The organism is Arthrobacter sp. AQ5-05 (assembly GCF_003287975.1).
In the GTDB taxonomy this organism is placed as follows: domain Bacteria; phylum Actinomycetota; class Actinomycetes; order Actinomycetales; family Micrococcaceae; genus Paeniglutamicibacter.
On the sequence record NZ_QMKQ01000002.1, the window covers coordinates 78,476 to 91,412 of the forward strand.

Annotated in this window: 13 protein-coding genes; 5 read left to right on the top strand and 8 right to left on the bottom strand. The window is 67.6% G+C overall.

The window, feature by feature from the left end:
- Positions 1-71: 71 nt before the first annotated feature.
- Genes DQ353_RS02985 through pdhA form a run of 3 tightly spaced genes read right to left on the bottom strand, consistent with a single transcriptional unit; the run spans position 72 to position 3,603 of the window.
- Positions 72-1,472 carry a dihydrolipoamide acetyltransferase family protein gene (locus DQ353_RS02985; protein WP_113761309.1) on the bottom strand — a complete coding sequence of 467 codons (1,401 nt, stop codon included), beginning with the start codon at positions 1,470-1,472 and terminating at the stop codon, positions 72-74.
- Complete coding sequence (locus tag DQ353_RS02990; RefSeq protein ID WP_113761310.1) at positions 1,469-2,476, bottom strand: alpha-ketoacid dehydrogenase subunit beta; 1,008 nt, start codon at positions 2,474-2,476, stop codon at positions 1,469-1,471. Before DQ353_RS02990 ends, DQ353_RS02985 begins: the two co-directional genes overlap by 4 nt.
- A complete protein-coding gene (gene pdhA / locus DQ353_RS02995; protein WP_113761311.1) occupies positions 2,473-3,603 on the bottom strand; it encodes a pyruvate dehydrogenase (acetyl-transferring) E1 component subunit alpha in 1,131 nt (376 codons plus the stop codon). The genes DQ353_RS02990 and pdhA overlap by 4 nt, the downstream gene beginning before the upstream one ends.
- Positions 3,604-3,789: 186 nt before the next feature.
- Here pdhA and DQ353_RS03000 point away from each other — a divergent pair, with 186 nt between their 5' ends.
- A complete protein-coding gene (locus tag DQ353_RS03000) occupies positions 3,790-4,311 on the top strand; it encodes an Lrp/AsnC family transcriptional regulator (protein ID WP_113761312.1) in 522 nt (173 codons plus the stop codon).
- A 156-nt stretch (positions 4,312-4,467) separates the two neighbouring features.
- Here the strand turns inward: DQ353_RS03000 and DQ353_RS03005 are convergent, their stop codons facing one another.
- The gene (locus DQ353_RS03005; RefSeq protein WP_113761313.1) at positions 4,468-6,096 is read right to left on the bottom strand and encodes a monocarboxylic acid transporter; all 1,629 of its coding nucleotides are present in this window, start codon (positions 6,094-6,096) and stop codon (positions 4,468-4,470) included.
- Between the two features lie 3 nt (positions 6,097-6,099).
- On the bottom strand, positions 6,100-6,444 hold the full coding sequence (locus tag DQ353_RS03010) for a DUF485 domain-containing protein (protein ID WP_113761314.1): 345 nt from the start codon (positions 6,442-6,444) through the stop codon (positions 6,100-6,102).
- Positions 6,445-6,686: 242 nt separating this feature from the next.
- Between DQ353_RS03010 and DQ353_RS03015 the strand changes: the two genes are divergently transcribed.
- The 4 genes from DQ353_RS03015 to DQ353_RS03030 are packed head-to-tail and all read left to right on the top strand — an operon-like array spanning position 6,687 to position 10,553.
- Complete coding sequence (locus DQ353_RS03015) at positions 6,687-7,886, top strand: sensor histidine kinase (protein ID WP_113761315.1); 1,200 nt, start codon at positions 6,687-6,689, stop codon at positions 7,884-7,886.
- 47 nt (positions 7,887-7,933) lie between these two features.
- Entirely contained in the window at positions 7,934-8,650 is a 717-nt protein-coding gene (locus DQ353_RS03020; RefSeq protein ID WP_113761316.1) for a LytR/AlgR family response regulator transcription factor, read from the top strand.
- Positions 8,647-9,072, top strand: coding sequence for a hypothetical protein (locus DQ353_RS03025; RefSeq protein ID WP_113761317.1), 426 nt, complete (start codon positions 8,647-8,649; stop codon positions 9,070-9,072). Before DQ353_RS03020 ends, DQ353_RS03025 begins: the two co-directional genes overlap by 4 nt.
- Positions 9,072-10,553, top strand: coding sequence for a sodium/solute symporter (locus DQ353_RS03030; RefSeq protein WP_113761563.1), 1,482 nt, complete (start codon positions 9,072-9,074; stop codon positions 10,551-10,553). Before DQ353_RS03025 ends, DQ353_RS03030 begins: the two co-directional genes overlap by 1 nt.
- A 125-nt stretch (positions 10,554-10,678) precedes the next feature.
- Here the strand turns inward: DQ353_RS03030 and DQ353_RS03035 are convergent, their stop codons facing one another.
- The 3 genes from DQ353_RS03035 to frr all read right to left on the bottom strand — a co-directional run bounded on the left by DQ353_RS03035 (position 10,679) and on the right by frr (position 12,882).
- Positions 10,679-11,263, bottom strand: a complete 585-nt coding sequence (locus DQ353_RS03035) for a DivIVA domain-containing protein (protein ID WP_113761564.1) — start codon at positions 11,261-11,263, stop codon at positions 10,679-10,681.
- 129 nt (positions 11,264-11,392) lie between these two features.
- Entirely contained in the window at positions 11,393-12,325 is a 933-nt protein-coding gene (locus DQ353_RS03040; protein ID WP_113761318.1) for a phosphatidate cytidylyltransferase, read from the bottom strand.
- Positions 12,325-12,882 carry a ribosome recycling factor gene (frr, locus tag DQ353_RS03045; RefSeq protein ID WP_113761319.1) on the bottom strand — a complete coding sequence of 186 codons (558 nt, stop codon included), beginning with the start codon at positions 12,880-12,882 and terminating at the stop codon, positions 12,325-12,327. Before frr ends, DQ353_RS03040 begins: the two co-directional genes overlap by 1 nt.
- Positions 12,883-12,937 lie beyond the last annotated feature (55 nt).

Consider the following 12,937-nt stretch of genomic DNA (forward strand, 5'->3'; position numbering starts at 1 on the left):
CCAGACAGCGTTCAACAACTTTCATTGTCAACAAGCACCTACGGACCGGGGAGACTCCCGGCCCGTATCGCTTAAGCCAAACCCATGACCAAGGCCGGATCCTCAAGGATCGCTCCGACTTCCGAGAGGAACCTGGCGCCCTGTTCGCCATCGACCAGCCGGTGGTCAAAGGACAGTGAAAGCACCATGACTTGCCGCAGCGCGATCTTCTCAAGGTGCTCCCACGGCATCTTGCGCACCTGGCCCACGGCCAGGATTCCGGCTTGGCCGGGCGACAGGATCGGGGTTCCGCCATCGATGCCAAAGACACCCACGTTGCTGATGCTGAAGGTCCCGCCACCCAGCTGGGCCGGGGTGATCGTCCCCTCGCGGGCGGCCCGGGTCAGTTCCCCCGAGGCGGCAGCAAGCTGGGCCAGATCGAGGTCCTGGGCGTTGTGGATGACAGGGACCATCAGCCCGCGTCCGGTGGACGCGGCGATGCCGAGGTTCACGTGCCTGAACTCGACGATTTCGCCGTGCTCCTCATCCCAATGGGAGTTCAGCGTGCGGTGCCTGGCCAGGGCGAGGGTGACCACCTTGGCCACCAGGGTGGTCACGGTGATCTTCACGTCGGCAAAACGCCTCGAGGCGCGCAATCGCTCGAGCAACGCCATGGTCTCGGTGACGTCCACGCTCAGGAACTCGGTGGCGTGCGGGGCGGTGAAGGCGCTGGCGACCATGGCCGCGGCGGTGGCCTTGCGCACGCCCCTGATCGGGGTGCGCGTCTCCCCCGCGGTGGATGCCGGCGGAACGGGCCCCTGCGGCAATGCCTCCGGGGAGGCCGCTGCCTCGAGTGCTTGCACCACGTCCTGGCGGGTGACCAGCCCATTGGTGCCGGTTCCGCGCAGCGCACGCAGGTCGATGTTGTGGTCGCGGGCGAGCTTGCGCACCGGAGGGGTGGCCCGCAGGTAGCCGATGCCTTGCGGGACCGGGTCGTGGGGCTCGACCAGGCGCAGGCCCGGGCCGGAATCCGCGGAAACCGGGGCAGCTGCCTGCGAAGCCCGGCCGGTCGGAACCGGATCGGATGCCGCCGCGGCCACGGGCGCCGGGGCACCTCCGCGTGCACGTCGGGCCGGACGCCCCGAGGGTTCCGCGGCCGCCCCGTAACCGACCAGGGTCGGCTGGCGCCGGGCGGCGTCCCCCGCAGGTTCCCCGGGCACGGCGACGGTGGCGCCGGAGTTGTCCGGCACGTCAAAGGAAATCAGCGGGCTGCCGACATCCACCACGGCACCCACCGGCTCGTAGAGCCGCTTGACCACGCCGAAAAACGGGGAAGGAAGTTCCACGACGGCCTTGGCCGTCTCGACCTCTGCAATCACCTGGTTCAGCGCCACGGTGTCGCCCTCGGCCACGCGCCAGGACAGGATCTCGGATTCGGTCAGGCCCTCGCCAAGGTCAGGCAGGTTGAATAGTTTCTCCATGGTGTTGCTCATCCGTCCTCTCCCAGCAGGGGTGCATTGCGCCGCATGGCCCGGTCGACCCCGTCAAGGATCCGGTCAAGATCGGGCAGGTGGTGGTTCTCCAGCTTCGCCGGCGGGTAGGGGATGTCGAATCCCGTGACCCGCACCGGGGCGTGGTCAAGGTGGTCGAAGCAGCGCTCGGTGAGGCTGGCGGCAAGCTCGGCCCCGACTCCGGCGAACTTCCCGGCCTCGTGGGTGATGACCACCCGCCCGGTCTTGCGCACCGAGGCGCTCAGCGTGGCGAAGTCCACCGGTTCGATGCTGCGCAGGTCGATCACCTCGATGTCGATGCCCTCCTCCGCCGCGGCATCGGCCGCGTCCAGGGCCGTCTTCACCAGCGGGCCGTAGGCGATCAGGGTCAGGTCGGCACCCTCGCGTGCCACCTTGGCCCGGTAGAGGGACCCGGGCTCCGGAACCAGGTCCGTGTCCACCTCCCCGCGCACGTGGTAGCGGCGCTTGGGCTCCAGGAAGATCACCGGGTCGTCGTCCGCGATGGCCTGGGCCAGCATGGTGTAGGCGTCCTGCGGGTTTGACGGTGAGACCACGCGCAAACCGGCGGTGTGGGCGAAGTATGCCTCGGGCGATTCGGAGTGGTGTTCCGGGGAACCGATGCCCCCGCCGAAGGGGATGCGGATGGTCACCGGGAGCTTGACGTTGCCGCGGGAGCGGAAGTGCATCTTGGCCAGCTGCGAGACGATCTGGTCGAAGGCCGGGTAGACGAATCCGTCGAACTGGATCTCCACCACCGGGCGGTAGCCGCGGAACGCCAGCCCGATCGCGGCACCCACGATGCCGGACTCGGCCAGCGGGGTGTCGATGACCCGGTGCTCGCCGAAGTCTTTTTGCAGCCCGTCGGTGATGCGGAAGACGCCGCCGAGCTTGCCGATGTCCTCGCCCATGAGCACGACCTTCGCATCGTGCTCCATGGAGTCGCGCAGCGAGGTGTTCAGGGCCTGGGAGAAGGTGAGGGTCTTCATTTGGAGGCCTCGGCATTCTCGGCAAAGCCGGCAAGGTAGTTGGCGTAGTTCTCGCGTTGTTCTTCAAGCCAGGGATGCGGATGGCTGTAGACGTGGGCGAAGAGGTCATCGACCTCGGGGTCGGGCATCGTGGTGATGGCCTCGCGCAGCCCGGCGGCCATGTCGTCGGTGGCCTGCTGTGCCCGTTCCTTCAGCGCCTCCAGGTCGGCACCCAGGCTGTCCAGGTGCGCGGCAACCCGGTCCAGCGGGTCCTTCGCGGCCCATTCCTCGAGTTCCAGGGCGTCGCGGTAGCGCGTGGGGTCATCGGCCGTGGTGTGTGCGCCCATCCGGTAGGTGACTGCCTCGATGAATGCCGGGCCGGTGCCGGTGCGCACGTGGGCCAGGGCCGCACGGGTGGCGGCCAGCACGGCGATGACGTCGTTGCCGTCCACGCGCCAGGTGGCCAGGCCGAAGCCCTTGGCCCGGTCGGCGATGTAGCCGGCGGTTTGCCTTGTCACAGGTTCGGAGATGGCCCAGTGGTTGTTCTGGCAGAAGAACACCACCGGTGCCTGGTAGCTGGCTGCGAAGACCATGGCCTCGCTGACATCCCCCTGGCTGGTGGCCCCGTCGCCGAAGTAGGTGATCGCCGCGGCATTGGAACCGTCGAATTTCAGTCCCATGGCGTAGCCGGCCGCATGCAGGGTCTGCGCCCCGATGACGATCTGCTGGTTGGCCATGTTGACCTCATAGGGGTTCCAGCCGCTGGGCGCCGCGCCGCGCCACATGCGCAGCAAATCGTGCGGGTCGATGCCGCGGCAATAGGCCACGCCGTGTTCGCGGTAGGAGGGGAAGATGAAGTCGTCGTGTTCCAGGGCCCGGCCGGAGCCGATCTGTGCGGCTTCCTGCCCGAGCAGCGGTGCCCAGAGTCCCAGTTCGCCCTGGCGTTGCAGGGCGGTTCCCTCCGTGTCGAGGCGGCGGATGCAGGCCATGTCGATGTAAAGGTTTTCCAGGTCTTGGATGCCAAGGTCCTCCACCCAATGGTCAAGCTCGGGGCACGGGTGGCGGGTGCCGTCGGGGGCCAGGACCTGGAGGTAGTCCTCGGTTCCCTCGGGGGTCGAAGAGTCAAACGTGATGGACACGGTCAGCATCCTTTGCGTCGATTGCGGATTCAGGTCCGGCATTCCGGTGGGACGTGCCGTGCCTGAGGATGCGGCCTCATCGCCGGCACCTTACTTGTGATGCTACTCACTCAATGCAGTGCGCACAATCCTTGCCTTCGAAACTGCGCAACTTGCACTATCGGGCGCGGTGAGACGGTGCTAATCTTGCGCATTATGCAACAACTAGACGCCACAGACCTGCGGATCCTCTCCGCGTTGTGCCAACGACCCAAGGCCAGTGCCGTGGCGCTGGCCACCGACCTGGGGCTGAGCCGCAACACCGTGCAGGCCCGCCTGGTCCGCCTGGAATCCAGCGGTGCGCTGCTGCCCTTCGAACAACGGGTGAACCCGGCGGCCCTGGGCTTCGGGCTGGTCAGCTTCGTGCACATCCACCTGCAGCAGCGGCTGCTGGGCAGGATCGTCGAGCAGCTCAAGGCGATCCCGGAGATCATCGAGGCGCACGGGGTGACCGGGTCCGCGGACATCCTCGCCCGCGTGGTCGCCGGAGGGGCCGAGGAACTGTTCCGCGTCAACGGCCAGATCCTGGCCATCGAGGGGGTGGAGCGTGCGGACACCTCGCTGTCGATGGCCGAGCTCATCCCGCACCGCACCACCTCGCTGATGGACCTGCGCCTGGCCAACGGCCAAGGCAACGGCTCCAGGGCCTCCGGCCCCGGCTCCCCCGCGGCCGGCTGAACCTTCCTTCAAAGGAACCCCGGGCAGCTTTTCCCCGACGTGGTCCCCGGGCATGGCACAGGCGGTGCCGCTTCCCCATCGGGAAAACGACACCGCCTGTGCGGCCCGGTGGGGGGCGGGACGCTGCCCGCCCCCACCCGGGGGTATGCCTGCCTGCTAGTGGTCGACGGCCTTTTCGGCGCCGACGCCGGTAAGCGAGCGTACTTCCATTTCCGCGGCCTTGACCGGGTCCTCGGTGTTCTTGTCCAGCACCGAACCCAACCAGCCCAGTGCGAAGGCCAGCGGGATCGAGACGATGCCGGGGTTGGCCAGCGGGAAGACCGCGAAGTCGGCGCCCGGGATCATGGAGGTCGGAAGGCCCGACATGACCGGGGAGAAGACAATCAGCAGGATTGCGGATCCGAGGCCGCCGACCATGGACCAGACGGCGCCCTGGGTGGTGAACTTCTTCCAGAACAGCGAGTACAGGATGGTCGGCAGGTTGGCCGAGGCGGCGACCGCGAAGGCGAGGGCCACCAGGAAGGCAACGTTCTGGCCCTGGGCGCCGATGCCGCCGACGATCGCGAAGATGCCGATGACGACCACCGTGCGGCGTGCCACCTTCATTTCCTTCTCCGGGGTGCTCTTGCCCTTGGCGATGACCGAGGCGTATACGTCGTGGGCGAAGGATGCCGCCGCGGTGATGGTCAGCCCGGCAACCACCGCAAGGATCGTGGCGAAGGCGACAGCGGAGATCAAGCCCAGCAGCAGCGGACCGCCGAGTTCGAAGGCCAGCAGCGGGGCCGCGGAGTTCACGCCGCCCGGGGCGGCCTTGATCTTCTCTGCACCGATCATGGCACCGGCTCCGTAGCCCAGCACCAGGGTGAAGAGGTAGAAGCCACCGATGAGCCAGATCGCCCAGACCACCGAACGGCGGGCCTCCTTGGCAGTCGGAACCGTGTAGAAGCGCATCAAGACGTGCGGCAGGCCGGCGGTGCCAAGCACCAGGGCCAGGGCCAGCGAGATGAAGTCGAGCTTCGAGGTTCCGGACTTTCCGTACTGCAGGCCCGGGTTCAGGATCTCGGGGGTGCCCGCGGATTCAACTGCCGCACCGAGCAGGGCGGAGAAGTTGAAGCCGTAGGCGGCCAGCACCATGATGGTCATGATGAATGCGCCGGCGATCAGCAGGCAGGCCTTGATGATCTGCACCCAGGTGGTGCCCTTCATGCCGCCGATCAACACGTAAACGATCATCAGCGCGCCAACCACGACGATGACCAGGGACTGGCCCAGCTTCCCGTCGATGCCCAAAAGCAGGGAAACCAATGCACCGGCACCGGCCATCTGCGCCAGCAGGTAGAACACGCAGACCGCGAGGGTCGAGATCGCCGCGGCGATGCGCACCGGTCGCTGCTTCAGGCGGAAGGAAAGCACATCGGCCATGGTGAACTTGCCGGTGTTGCGCAGCAGCTCGGCGACCAGCAGCAGGGCCACCAGCCAGGCGACCAGGAAGCCGATGGAGTAGAGGAAGCCGTCGTAGCCGTTGATGGCGATGGCCCCGACGATGCCCAGGAACGATGCGGCCGAGAGGTAATCGCCGGCGATTGCGGTGCCGTTCTGGGTTCCGGTGAAGGAACGCCCGCCGGCGTAGTAGTCCGCGGCGGTCTTGTTGTTGCTCGAGGCCTTGAGCACCACGATGAGCGTGATGCCCACGAAGAGGCCGAAGATGCCGATATTGACCCACGGGTTGCCGACCTTGGTCGCTTCGGGGGCCGCGGCGAGGATGGCTGATGAAAGAACGTTCATGGCTTACTCTCCTGCCTGGGCTTCGAGGCGCTTGCGGATGGCCGCGGCCTTCGGGTCAAGCTTCCTGTTGCTGTAGGACACGTATGCGGCGGTGATGCCGAAGGTGGAAACAAATTGCAGCAGGCCCAGCAGCAGGCCGACGTTGACATTGCCCCACACCTTGATGGACATGAATTCGTGCGCGTAGTCGGCCAACAAGACGTAGGCGAAGTACCACAACAGGAAAATGACGGCCATCGGGAACACGAAGCTGCGGTGCGTCTTGCGCAGCTCGGTAAACTCCTCCGAGTCCTGTTCCGCCGTGAAATCAATGCCGGTTCCAAGATCCGACTCTTCGGTGGTGCTCATGATTCCTCCTTCTCAAGGGATTCAAGGCGCCAGGCGCGGAGCCTACTGCTTAATGAACCGGCTCATCCCGGCCTGCGAGGCGCGTCACCTGGCATGGTGACTGAGATCACTGTGTGCCACGCGGGTGCCCGGCGGGAAGGGGGCTGGTCGGAACTACCGCCAAGCGGTCATCCGGATGCGCCAAGCGGCACCGCGCAGCGACGAACGGCATGCCGGTTTCCGGCCCGCGTAAGCTATTGCCCATGCTCTCCACCGCACTGCAAATGACCCTGATTGTCGCCACCGTCGTGGTCGGTGCCGCCCTGGTGGGCTACCTGGGATTCAAGATCGCCCGTTCCACCCGCGACCTGGGCACGGATGCGGAAAAGGCCACGTTCGAGACGCTGCACCGGGTCTCGGTCGCGGCCCCGCACCTGGCCCAGGGGCTGACCCCGGAGGGCGCGGCCACCGCCTCCAAGCACCTGCGTGCGCTGCTGGCCGCCCAGGCCCTGATCATCACCGACACCTCCGCGGTGCTCGCGCTGGACGGCACGCTCCCGGTCACCGAGGAGCGCGGCAGCGCCGCAGCGCTGGAACTGGCCGCCGCGGCGCTGGCCGCCACCCGGACCCAGGTCAAGCGCTCCGAGGGCTTCGACATGGTCTGCGCCCCGATCATGGTCGGGGACACCCCTGTGGGCACCGTGTGCGCGTACATCCCGCGGGCCGGGGCCGGGTTCGTGCGCGCGGTCGCCGAGGTCGCCGCCTGGGTCGCGGCCCAGGTGGGCCTGGCGGAGCTGGATGCCTCCCGCGCGCTGCTCATGGAGGCCGAGGTCCGCGCGCTGCGCGCCCAGATCTCCCCGCACTTCATCTACAACTCCCTGAACGCGATTGCCTCGTTCATCATCACCGATCCCGCCAGGGCCCGGGAGCTGGTGGTGGAGTTCGCCGACTTCACCCGCTACTCCTTCCGCCGGCACGGGGATTTCACCACGTTGTCCGAGGAATTGACCGCCATCGACAGGTACCTGCTGCTGGAGAAGGCGCGCTTCGGCGAACGCATCAGGGTCTCCCTGGCCATCGCCCCGGAGGTGCTGTCCACCGCCATCCCGTTCCTGTCCCTGCAGCCGCTGGTGGAGAACGCCGTGCGCCACGGGCTCGAATCCAAGCCCGGCGGCGGGCGCATCACCATCAGTGCTTCCGATTCCGGGGAGTACGCGCTGATCACCGTGGAGGACGACGGGGTCGGCATCGACCCCGAGGCGCTCCGATCGGTGCTGGCCGGAACCACCGAGTCGATCCACGTGGGGCTGCGCAACGTGGATGTGCGGCTGCGCCAGGTCTACGGGGACGCCCACGGGCTGGTCATCGACACCGCCCCGGGGGCCGGCACGCTGATCACCATGCGCATCCCCAAGTTCCGTCCCGGTGTGGAGCCCAGCGCGCCGGCCCTCAGCCCGCATTAGCGCGCCACCAGAGAACTTTGCGCACGTGGCCGGGTAAAATGTCATCCATGATTAATGTGGTCGTGGCCGACGACGAATTGCCTGCCGTTGCGGAGCTGGCGTATCTGCTGTCGCTCGACTCGAGGGTGGGCACCATCCACCGCGCCAACTCAGGGGCCGAGGCCCTGAAGGCGCTGGAGGAATTCGAGGTCGACGCACTCTTCCTGGACATCCACATGCCCGCCCTGTCCGGACTGGACATCGCCCGGGTCATCTCCCGCTTCACCCGTCCCCCGGCGGTCGTCTTCGTCACCGCCGACGAGGACCAGGCCCTGGAGGCGTTCGAGCTGGCCGCCCTGGACTACGTGCTCAAGCCCGTGCGCCCCGAACGCCTGGCCGAATCGATCCGCCGGATCTGCGAGCTGGCCGAGGAAGGAACCGCCACGCCCGAGGTCGTCACGGTGGACCAGGGCGGGATCACCAAGATGATCCGCCGCGACGAGATCCGCTACGTGCAGGCCCAGGGCGACTACGCCCGGCTGCACACCAAGGACGCCAGCTACCTGATCCGGGTCCCGCTCAACGACCTCGAACAGCAGTGGGCCTCGGCCGGGTACATCCGCATCCACCGCTCCTACCTGGTGGCCATGGACAAGATCGACACCGTGAAGCTGGCCACCGGCAAGGCCGCGGTGCTCATCGGCGGGATCGAGCTGCCGGTCTCCCGCCGCGCACTGCCCTACCTGCGCGAGCGCCTGGCCGCGAACCGCGTCCGGCCGCTGTGACCGCACCGGGCCCCGGCACCCCTCCTCCGCCAACCGGCGAGCCGGTCCCGGCGCCGATGGACCGGAGGCTGCCCCCGCCCACCGGCACCCGCGTGCGGGTCAGCGCCCCGGCCGGCACCATGCTGAACATCGCCCGCCGCTCGACACCCGATGCCGCCGACACCTTCTACGTCCATTCGCTGATCCGCTCGCAATTGCGCCTGGCGGTCTCCGTGGCCCTGGGCTTCCTGCTGCTGCTGGTCGGCCTGGCCGTGATGGTGTTCACCTGGCCCGAAATCAACAACATCCGCCTGGCCACCGTCCCGCTGCCCTGGTGGATCCTGGGCGTGGGCGTCTACCCGCTGATCCTGATCTCGGCGTTCCTCTACAACAAGACAGCTGCCCGCAACGAGGCCAAGTACCGGAGCATCGCCAAGCCATGATCAATCCCGCCGTCGCCCTGCTTTCGGTGCTGCTCGTGTCGGTGGCCACGGTGCTCATCGCCGTCAACGGGCTGCGCCTGTCCCGGACCACCGGGGACTTCTACGTGGCCTCGCGCACCGTCAAGCCCTGGTGGAACGCCAGCGCCATCGGCGGGGAATACCTCTCGGCCGCATCGTTCCTGGGCATTGCCGGGCTGATCGTGGTCTCCGGGCAGGACGGGCTCTGGTTCCCCATCGGGTACACCGCCGGGTACCTGATGCTGCTGCTTTTCGTGGCCGCCCCGCTGCGCCGGTCGCGCGCCTACACCATCCCCGACTTTGCGCAGATCCGCTTCGGCTCGATGAAGCTGCGTCGGCTCACCAGCTTCCTGGTGGTGGTCATCTGCTGGCTCTACATCGTCCCGCAGCTGCACGGCGCCTCGCTGACCCTGGGCATCAGCACCGGGCTGCCGGGCTGGCTGGGCTCGGTGCTGGTCATGGGGATCGTGTGCCTCACGGTGCTGGCCGGCGGGATGCGCTCGATCACCTTCGTCCAGGCGTTCCAGTACTGGCTCAAGCTCGCCGCACTGGCGATCCCGGCGGTCTTCCTGCTGCTGCACCTGGGGCTGAACGGGGAATCGGCAACCCTTGACGGGGCGGTCTTCGATACGTCCACCGACCCGTCCGCCAACCGGGGGCTGTACTACAACATCTCGCTGCTGGTGGCCCTGCTCTTTGGCACCCTGGGTCTGCCGCACGTGTTGGTGCGCTTCTACACCAACCCCGACGGGCCCTCGGCCCGCAAGACCACCGCGATCGTGCTGGGCCTGCTGGCCCTGTTCTATCTCTTCCCCACGGTGCTGGGAATCCTGGGCCGGGCCTACACCCCGGAGCTGGCCACCAACGGAAACGCCGATGCCACGGTGCTGCTGCTGCCCGGGCGGATCCTGGGCGGGATGGCCGGGGACGCGCTGACCGCGATCATCATCGGAGGGGCGTTCGCCGCGTTCCTCTCCACCTCCTCGGGCCTGGTGGTCTCGCTGGCCGGGACCATCTCCCAGGACCTGTTCCGCGGCACGGTGCGGGGCTTTCGGATCTCCACGCTGATCGCCACCGCGGTCCCGCTGCTGCTGGCCCTGGGCACCTCCAGCTTCGCGCTGGCCGGGGCCATCGGGTCGGTCTTCGCGTTCACCGCCTCGACCATCTGCCCGTTGCTGCTGCTGGGCATCTGGTGGCGGGGTCTGACCGTGGCCGGTGCGGTCTCGGGGATGCTGGCCGGGGCCCTGGCCTGCGGGTCGGCGCTGATGTTGGCGGCCGCACTGCCCAACGAGCCCGATTCCTTCCACGCCCTGGTCTCCCAGCCGGCCGCCTGGTGCGTGCCGCTGGCGTTCCTGGTGATGATCACGGTGTCCCTGTGCACCCGGCACCGGGCACCCGGGCGCATCGATGCGGTCATGGCCCGGCTGCATGTTCCCGAGGCGCTGGACGAACCGCTTCCCTGAACCGTCGTCGGGCAACGATTCCACGGTCCAAGCCCAGCCACAAAAAATGCGGCCGATTACCGGGGAATCCCCGGCAACCGGCCGCATCCTTGTCTCTTTTTCCTGTGTCGGCGATCCCCAAGGGATCAGTCGATGGAAGCCATCAGCTCCACGACGCGGTCAAGGAACGCGTCGACCTGCGATTCCTCGTAGCCGTGCTCGCCCTCGGCGCGGCGGAATTCCGCGCGGCGCACCGCATCCACGCTCATCGGGACGTCCTTCTCGAAGTAGTCGATAAGCTGGCCGCAGAGCTTGTCGACGTCCTGGACGTTGTAGCTCGAGGCGTTGGCGCGCGAGGGGCGGCGGAAGCGCTCGCCCGGGGAGCGGTGCAGCCGTCCGCGCAGGATCGCCGAGAGCCGACCAACCTGCTGCAGCCAGGCTTCCTCGCCGTTGGTCTGGATCAGTGCGTCGCGCTCGCGCTGTGCGAAGACGTCCTCGAGCCGGTCCAGGGCGCCGTCGACCTCGCGGGCGCTGTAGCCGCCGCGCTGGGCCGGGAAGACGGTGCGGCGCACCATGTGGCTGGTGACAATCGAATCGTCGTCCCCGTCGCCGTTGAACGTGGCGCGGGCGCGGGCGAGGAACACATCCACCTGTTTGGTGTTGTAACCGAATTCCTTCTCCCCCACGCGCTCAAAAGGGGCGGGGACCGGCTGTGCCTTTTCCTGACTCACAATTCTTTCCTTGATCTCGGTAATGCGTACCGGCGAACCGGCGCTGTGGTGCTGCGGGTGGCGCGGGGCCCCGGACGGGGCGGCACCTTCCTGCACCTCCATCTTAGGGAGGCGCGGGCGGCCACGGGCCTAAAGCGCGCCGGGGATCAGCAAAATGGTGAGGATATACGTCACGGGGATCGCGAAGACCACCGAATCGAGCCGGTCCATGACCCCGCCGTGCCCTGGCAGGATGTTGCTCATGTCCTTGATGCCCAGTTCGCGCTTGACCATGGATTCCGCCAGGTCCCCCGCCGTCGCCGCGGCAACCGTGGCCACGGCCAGCGGGATCCCGACCCACCAGGGATGATCCAGCAGGAACACCGCAGCTGCAATGCCCACGATCGTGGCACCGGCGACCGAGCCGGCAAAGCCCTCCCAGGACTTCTTCGGGCTGATCCGCGGTGCCATCGGGTGCTTGCCGAAGAGCACGCCCACCAGGTAGCCGAAGGTGTCGTTGGAGACCACCAGCAGCAGCATCGTGGTCACCAGCAGGTGCCCGCGCGGTTCGTTCAGCAGCAGCACCGCGAAGGACAGCATCAGCGGAACCCAGGCGAGCACGAACAGGCTGCCGGTGATCGAGGCCACGGACTTGGCCGGGCCCTCGATGATCCGCCAGAGGAACACCAGCAGCGCACTGGCGGTGAAGGCCATGCCCAGGGCCTCGAGCCCCCCGTAGTAGGCGGAGAACGGCATGGCGATCCCGCCCACGGCCAGCGGCACCAGCGGGGTGTCGATGCCGGTGCCGTTCAGCGCACGGGAAACCTCCCAGCATCCCACGACGCCGAAGACGGCCACCGTGGCGACGAATGCCAGGGGCAGCCAGAACAGCCCGGTGAGCACCACGGCCAACAGCAGCACGCCCACGACGATGGCCGCCGGGAGGTCCCGGCCGGCCCGCGAGGCCGTCTTGGTGGTGGCCTTGCTGCTTCGCCGCGTCTGTGGTTCAAGCCCGCCGGAATCCGGCGACGGCTCCGGAAGGGGCCCCGCGGCTCCCTCGCTCGGCTCGGTGGGGTTGGACATTAGACTTCCAGCAGCTCGGTTTCCTTGCGCTTGAGCAAGTCGTCGATGCCGTCGGTGTGGGACTTGGTCAGTGCATCGAGTTCCTTTTCGGCGCGTGCGCCTTCGTCCTCGCCGATCTCGCCGTCCTTGACCAGCTTGTCGATGCCGTCCTTGGCACGGCGGCGCACGTTGCGCAGCGCGACCTTGGCGTCCTCGCCCTTGACGCGCACGACCTTGACGTATTCCTTGCGGCGCTCCTGGGTCAGCACCGGCATGATCACGCGGATGGTCTTGCCGTCGTTGGACGGGTTGGCGCCGACCTCGGAGTCGCCCAGGGCCTTTTCGATGGCACGCAGCGCGGTGACGTCGTAGGGGTTGATCAAGATGGTGCGGGCGTCCGGGACCGCGAAGGATGCCAGCTGCTGCAGCGGGGTCGGGGTGCCGTAGTACTCAACCATGACCTTGGCGTACATTCCGGGGTGGGCGCGGCCCGTGCGGATCGCGGAGAAGTCTTCCTTCGCGTTCTCGACGGTGCTGTCCATCTTGTCGGCTGCCTCGACGAGGATTTCCTCAATCACGTTCTACTCCTTTGAGTTCGGCCAGGTAAGCGTACGGTGGCCGGTAGTTTCTGGG